A 6000-nucleotide genomic window follows, 5' to 3' on the forward strand; every position below is an offset into this window, starting at 1 on the left:
GCCTGGTCCGTCCCGGCGCCGGGACCGGCACGACGGGGGCTTCCCGCGGCAGGCCCCCGCCCCCGGTGTCCGGCTACGTCTGCGCCGGCGTTCGATGGCGGAGACAAGGTTCCTTGACATAACGTCACGGGATGACCGAACTCGTTGATCTGTCACAGCTCAGCGTCCGGCACGGCGGAGCCCCGGGGCTCCGTGGCTATCTCGCGCGCCCGCCCGGGGAGGAGCCCCGCCCGGGCGTGGTCGTCGTCTTCGAGGCCGCGGGCGCCGACGCGGTCAACCGGCGGCTCAACGAGCGCATGGCCGAGGCGGGTTACCTGACCCTGATGCCCGATCTCTACCGCGGCCGCTCCCCCTACCGCTGCCTGGTGCCGGCGATGCGGTCGCTGATGTCCGGCCGCGGCCCGGTCTTCGGGGAGATCGAGGCCGCCCGGCAGCGGCTGCTGGCCGACCCCGGCTGTACGGGCAAGGTCGGCGTCATCGGGTTCTGCATGGGCGGCGGCTACGCGCTCGTCCTGGCGGGGCGGGGTGGCTATGACGCGGCCGCGGCCAACTACGGGCGTCCGCCGGACGATCTGGAGGAGGCGATGCGGGGGGCCTGCCCGGTGATCGCCAGTTACGGCGCCGAGGACCGGGCGTTCCGGGGGTACGCGGAGCCGCTGCGCAAGGCGCTGGAGCGTGCGGGCGTTCCGCACGACGTCAAGGTCTATCCCGGCGCGGGGCACTCGTTCCTCAACCACGTCGACAACGTGCCGCCCCTGCTGCGTCCGGTGATGCGCGCGGTCATGGGCATCGGCCCGGAGCCGGCGGCGGCAGCGGACGCCTGGCGGCGCATCGAGGCGTTCTTCGCGGAGCACTTGGCGGCGGACTGAGCGGGCGAGCCGGACGGACGGGCCGGACGGCGGGGGCGCGCCCGGGCCCGGCCAGGGCGCGCTCCTGGCCGGGCCGGACCTACGGCTTGGTGCGGCGAGGGTCCAGCGTGGGTCAGTGCCCGGTGCGGGCGGTCTTCGCGAGGGCCCCCGGCGTCGCGCAGGCGATGTCGGTGCCGACCGAGTTGACGCCGTCCTTCTTGGCCTGGCCGCCCTGGTACTCGTAGTACAGGTAGGTGTAGAACTCGATGCGGCGGCTCGGGCCGCACGCCGAGTCGGCGGCGACGTTGTACGTCAGGGTCACGGTGCGGCTGGCGCCGGGGAGGATCGGCACGGCGTAGTTCATCGAGCCGCTCTGCTTGCCCGTGACGTTGCAGCTGGTCACGTCGCCGGTGCAGGAGGCGAACGCGTACTTCAGCGCGGGGTCCTGCGAGGTGGCCCACGTCGGCTGTATGGACTGGTACACGAACTGGGTGTTCGTGGACTGGTCGTTGGTGAACTTCAGCGTGATGCTGACCGTGGACCCGGGCGTCGCGGACGCCTTGTCGACGGTGACCGTCATCGGAGGGGTGTCGGCGGCGGAGGCCGGCTGGGCCAGGCCCGTCAGGGCGACGACAGAGGCGAGGGTGGCGGACGCGCCGAGGCGTCCGAGCAGTGATCTGCGCATGGCCCGGGAGAGTAGACAGGCCCTTCGCGTCCTGACTGCACCGCAGGGAGAGGACCGGCCACACACGAGAAGGCGGCTGAGGCCTCCGGAGCAGGTGTGGGCTGGGAGGCACAGGTTCCGCAGGTGCAGGAGTTGGCCGGGAAGCGCTGCTGGGGCGGGTGTGACGGGAACCGAAGATGGCCGACGGGCCCCGCCGGAAGAACCCTCTCCCGGCCAGAGCGGCGATGCCGGGGGCACACGCCCCCGGCACGGCCTCCGGGCCCCGCGAGAAGGCCGTGATCCAGCACTTACGATGCTGAATCATGGAACTCAGACACCTCGAACACTTCGTCGCCGTCGCCGAGGAGCAGCACTTCACGCACGCGGCGGAGCGGCTGCGGGTGGCGCAGTCGGGGGTGTCGGCCTCCGTGCGGGCCTTGGAGCGGGAGCTGGGGGCCGAGCTGTTCCTGCGGACGACGCGGCGGGTGGGGCTCACGGACGCCGGGCGCGCGCTGCTCGTGGAGGCGCGGCGGACGCTGGCGTGCGCGGCGGCGGCCCGGGAGGCCGTCGCGGCGGTGCAGGGGCTGATGGGCGGCACGCTCTCGGTGGGGACCGAGCAGTGCATGGGCACGGTCGACGCCGCCGCGCTGCTGGCCTCCTTCCACGCGCTGCACCCGCAGGTGGAGGTGCACATGGAGCAGGCGGGCTCGGGCCGGCTGCTGGAGCAGGTGCGGCGCGGTGAGCTCGACGTGGCGTTCGTCGTGCACGACGGCCTCCACGAGGGGGTGCGGCTGCGGCCCGTCGCGGAGGAGCCGCTGATGCTGCTGTGCCGGGCGGACCACCCGCTGGCCGGGCTCAGCGGGCCGGTGCCCCTGGCGCGGCTGGCCGGGGAGGTGTTCGTGGACCTCCACCCGGACTGGGGCGCCCGCCGGGCCGCGGACCTCGCGTTCGCCGAAGCGGGCGTGGCCCGGAAGGTCGCGCTGCAGGTCAACGACGTCTACACGCTCCTCGACCTCGTCTCGCGCGGCCTGGGCGCGGCGGTCGTGCCGCGCCCGGTGACGGTCAAGGAGCAGGCGCGCGGGCTCAGTGCGGTGCCGCTGGAGGGGCCGACGCTGTGGAAGGTGGCCGTGGCCGTGCCGGCGGCGGGCAAGCCGACCGCGGCCGCGCGGGCGCTGCTGGCCATGACGGAACGGCAGGCCTGAGCACGCCCGGCACCTGACTGATCAGCAGGACTGCTGAATGTGATCGGGCAGGGATGTTGGACACGGACCGTTTTCCCCCGCAGAGTGGGGGACGGTCCGACCACAAGATCCGACCACCGAGAAAGGCAGCACCCCCATGGCGCAAGAAGTACGCGGTGTCATCGCACGAGGCAAGGGCGATCCCGTGCGGGTCGAGACGATCCTCGTCCCGGACCCCGGCCCGGGCGAGGCCGTCGTGAAGATCCAGGCGTGCGGGGTGTGCCACACCGACCTGCACTACCGGGAAGGCGGGATCAACGACGAATTCCCCTTCCTCCTCGGCCACGAGGCCGCCGGCGTGGTGGAGTCGGTCGGTGCCGGAGTGACCGAAGTGGCCCCGGGCGACTTCGTGATCCTCAACTGGCGCGCGGTCTGCGGCCAGTGCCGGGCGTGTCTGCGCGGCCGTCCCTGGTACTGCTTCAACACGCACAACGCCCAGCAGAAGATGACGCTGGTGGACGGCACCGAGCTCTCGCCCGCGCTGGGCATCGGGGCGTTCGCGGAGAAGACGCTCGTGGCGGCCGGGCAGTGCACCAAGGTCGACCCCGCCGCGGCGCCCGCGGCCGCCGGCCTGCTGGGCTGCGGCGTGATGGCCGGCCTGGGCGCGGCGATCAACACCGGCCAGGTGGGCCGGGGCGACTCGGTCGCGGTCATCGGCTGCGGCGGCGTGGGCAACGCGGCGGTCGCCGGGGCCCGGCTGGCCGGCGCCGCGAAGATCATCGCGGTGGACCTCTCCGACGCCAAGCTGGAGCAGGCCAAGGGCCTGGGGGCCACGCACACCGTCAACTCCTCCTCCGTGGACGCCGTCGAGGCGATCCGGTCGCTGACCGGGGGCTTCGGCGCCGACGTCGTCATCGACGCGGTCGGCCGGCCGGAGACGTACCGCCAGGCCTTCTACGCGCGCGACCTGGCCGGGACCGTGGTGCTGGTGGGCGTGCCCACGCCGGAGATGAAGCTGGAGCTGCCGCTGCTGGACGTCTTCGGACGCGGCGGTGCGCTGAAGTCCTCGTGGTACGGCGACTGCCTGCCCTCCCGGGACTTCCCCCTGCTGATCGACCTCTACCTGCAGGGCCGTCTCGACCTCGACGCGTTCGTCAGCGAGACGATCGCGCTGGACGAGGTGGAGGAGGCGTTCCACCGGATGGAGAAGGGTGAGGTGCTGCGCTCGGTGGTGCTGCTGTGACCGCGGCGGAGACGGCGCCCGAGGGCGGGAAGGCCCGCGTCGAACACCTGATCACCTCCGGGGTGTTCGCCCTGGACGGCGGTGTCTGGGAGGTCGACAACAACGTCTGGATCGTGGGTGACGACCGGGAGGCCGTCGTCATCGACGCGGCCCACGACGCCGAGGCGATCGCGGCGGCGGTCGGCGACCGCCGGCTCGTCGCGATCCTGTGCACCCACGCGCACAACGACCACATCGACGCGGCGCCCGCGCTCGCGGCGCGCACGGGCGCCCCGGTCCTGCTCCACCCGGACGACCGGGTGCTGTGGGATCAGACCCACCCGGAGACGGCGCCCGACGGGGACCTGACGGACGGCCGGGTGCTGTCCGTGGCGGGCGTGGAGCTGACGGTGCTGCACACCCCCGGCCACAGCCCCGGCGGCGTCTGCCTCTACGCCCCGGCGCTGGGCACGGTCTTCACCGGCGACACGCTCTTCCACGGCGGGCCGGGCGCGACAGGGCGGTCCTTCTCGGACTTCCCCACCATCATCGACTCGATCCGCAAGCGGCTGCTGTCGCTCCCGCCGGGCACGGTGGTGCGCACGGGCCACGGGGAGAACACGACGGTCGACGGGGAGGCACCGGCGCTGCCGGAGTGGATCGCGCGCGGGCACTGACGCAGGTCTGCGGACCGGTCTGCGGACCGGTCCTCCGGAGTAGGCCGGACCGGGCCGGAGTAGGTCCGAAGCCCCATGACATCGCGGCGGACGGCTGATTATGGTCGTTTCGGGCACCGGTCGCTTTCACCATCCGGGTGGGAGCGGGGCCGGTGTCCGGGAGATGCCTGTGGAGGCATTGCATCGTGTCAGTCGAGTTGAACCACACCATCGTTCGTTCCCGGGACAAGAAGGAGTCCGCCGAGTTCCTGGCGCACATCCTGGGCCTGGAGGTCGCGCCGGAGATGGGGCCGTTCGTCCCCGTCGTCACCGGAAACGGCGTCGCGCTGGACTTCGCCACCAGCGACCGGCCCGAGGAGATCGCCCCGCAGCACTACGCGTTCCTGGTGCCGGAGGAGGACTTCGACGGCATCTTCGCGCGGATCAAGGACGCCGGACTGCCGTACTGGGCCGATCCGTTCCGCACCCGGCCGAACGAGATCAACCACAACGACGGCGGACGGGGCGTCTACTTTCCCGACCCGTCCGGTCACTACATGGAGGTGCTGACCCGCCCGCTCGGCAGCGGCTCGTAGCACCGGGTGAGCGAACGGGGCCCCCGGCCGGGAACGGCCCGGGGCCCCCGCCCATTCGGCGCACTCAGCGCAGGGCGTACCCGCCGTCCGGATAGAGCGTCGAGCCGGTCATGAAGGTGTTCGTGAAGAGGAAGAGCACCGCGGCGGCGATCTCGCCCTCCGTCCCGGGCCGGCGCAGCAGGCTGTCCCTGCCGTACTGCGCGAAGCTCGCCTCGCGCACCTCGGCCGGGCGCTGCGCCCACAGGTTGCCGTCGACCGTGCCGGGCGAGACGACGTTGACGCGCACGGGCGCCAGCTCCACGGCGAGCCCGCGGCCGAGTCCCTCGATCGCCGCGTTGCAGGCGACGTAGGCGGGTGCGGCGGCCGGGGGGCGTACGCTCGCGGCGCCGGACATCAGCACGACGGAGGCGTCCTCCGTGAGCTTGGGCGCCGCGCACTTGACGGCGTGGTACTGGCCCCAGAACTTCGACACGAACGGGCTCTCGGCGTCGGTGTCGCTCAACTCGCGCATGGGGCCCACCCGGTAGGAGGCGGCCGGGGTGAAGAGGTGGTCGATCCGGTCGATGCCGTCGAAGAAGCGGGCCAGCGACTCCTTGTCGGTGGTGTCCACCACTGCCCAGCTGCCCCGGTCCCCCAGCGACCGCGCGGCCGTGGCGAGCTTCTCCTCGCTCCGCCCGCCGAGCACGACGCGCGCCCCGGCCGCGGCGGCGCGGCGCGCGACCTCCAGGCCGATGCCCGAGCCGCCGCCGACGATGACGACGTCGCGGCCGGCGAGCGCTTCGTGCCCGGTGGCGGAGTGCGGGGTGACGGAGTCGGGAGCGAGGGCGGGGGCG

At 73.1% G+C, this 6000-nt stretch carries 7 protein-coding genes; 5 read left to right on the forward strand and 2 right to left on the reverse strand.

Features of this window, described 5'->3' with window-relative positions; genetic code table 11:
* Window positions 1–131 precede the first annotated feature (131 nt).
* Window positions 132–869: a dienelactone hydrolase family protein gene (locus tag ACSNOG_RS01995; protein WP_436750740.1), complete on the forward strand. Its 738-nt coding sequence runs from the start codon at window positions 132–134 to the stop codon at window positions 867–869.
* 112 nt (window positions 870–981) lie between these two features.
* On the opposite strand, the gene ACSNOG_RS02000 is transcribed toward ACSNOG_RS01995, so the two are convergent.
* The gene (locus ACSNOG_RS02000; RefSeq protein WP_436750741.1) at window positions 982–1533 is read right to left on the reverse strand and encodes a hypothetical protein; all 552 of its coding nucleotides are present in this window, start codon (window positions 1531–1533) and stop codon (window positions 982–984) included.
* A gap of 302 nt (window positions 1534–1835) precedes the next feature.
* Here ACSNOG_RS02000 and ACSNOG_RS02005 point away from each other — a divergent pair, with 302 nt between their 5' ends.
* The 4 genes from ACSNOG_RS02005 to ACSNOG_RS02020 all read left to right on the forward strand — a co-directional run bounded on the left by ACSNOG_RS02005 (window position 1836) and on the right by ACSNOG_RS02020 (window position 5167).
* Window positions 1836–2714 carry a LysR family transcriptional regulator gene (locus ACSNOG_RS02005; RefSeq protein ID WP_436750742.1) on the forward strand — a complete coding sequence of 293 codons (879 nt, stop codon included), beginning with the start codon at window positions 1836–1838 and terminating at the stop codon, window positions 2712–2714.
* A 136-nt stretch (window positions 2715–2850) separates the two neighbouring features.
* Window positions 2851–3936, forward strand: coding sequence for an S-(hydroxymethyl)mycothiol dehydrogenase (locus ACSNOG_RS02010; RefSeq protein ID WP_436750743.1), 1086 nt, complete (start codon window positions 2851–2853; stop codon window positions 3934–3936).
* Window positions 3933–4592, forward strand: coding sequence for an MBL fold metallo-hydrolase (locus ACSNOG_RS02015; RefSeq protein WP_436750744.1), 660 nt, complete (start codon window positions 3933–3935; stop codon window positions 4590–4592). Before ACSNOG_RS02010 ends, ACSNOG_RS02015 begins: the two co-directional genes overlap by 4 nt.
* Before the next feature lie 185 nt (window positions 4593–4777).
* Window positions 4778–5167 (forward strand): VOC family protein, encoded by a 390-nt coding sequence (locus tag ACSNOG_RS02020; RefSeq protein WP_436750745.1) that lies wholly within the window; start codon window positions 4778–4780, stop codon window positions 5165–5167.
* A 64-nt stretch (window positions 5168–5231) separates the two neighbouring features.
* On the opposite strand, the gene ACSNOG_RS02025 is transcribed toward ACSNOG_RS02020, so the two are convergent.
* Window positions 5232–6000, reverse strand: a 769-nt coding sequence (locus ACSNOG_RS02025; RefSeq protein WP_436750746.1) for an SDR family oxidoreductase, incomplete at its 5' end; no start/stop codon positions are given.

Source organism: Streptomyces sp. URMC 124, from assembly GCF_051386455.1.
In the GTDB taxonomy this organism is placed as follows: Bacteria; Actinomycetota; Actinomycetes; order Streptomycetales; family Streptomycetaceae; genus Streptomyces.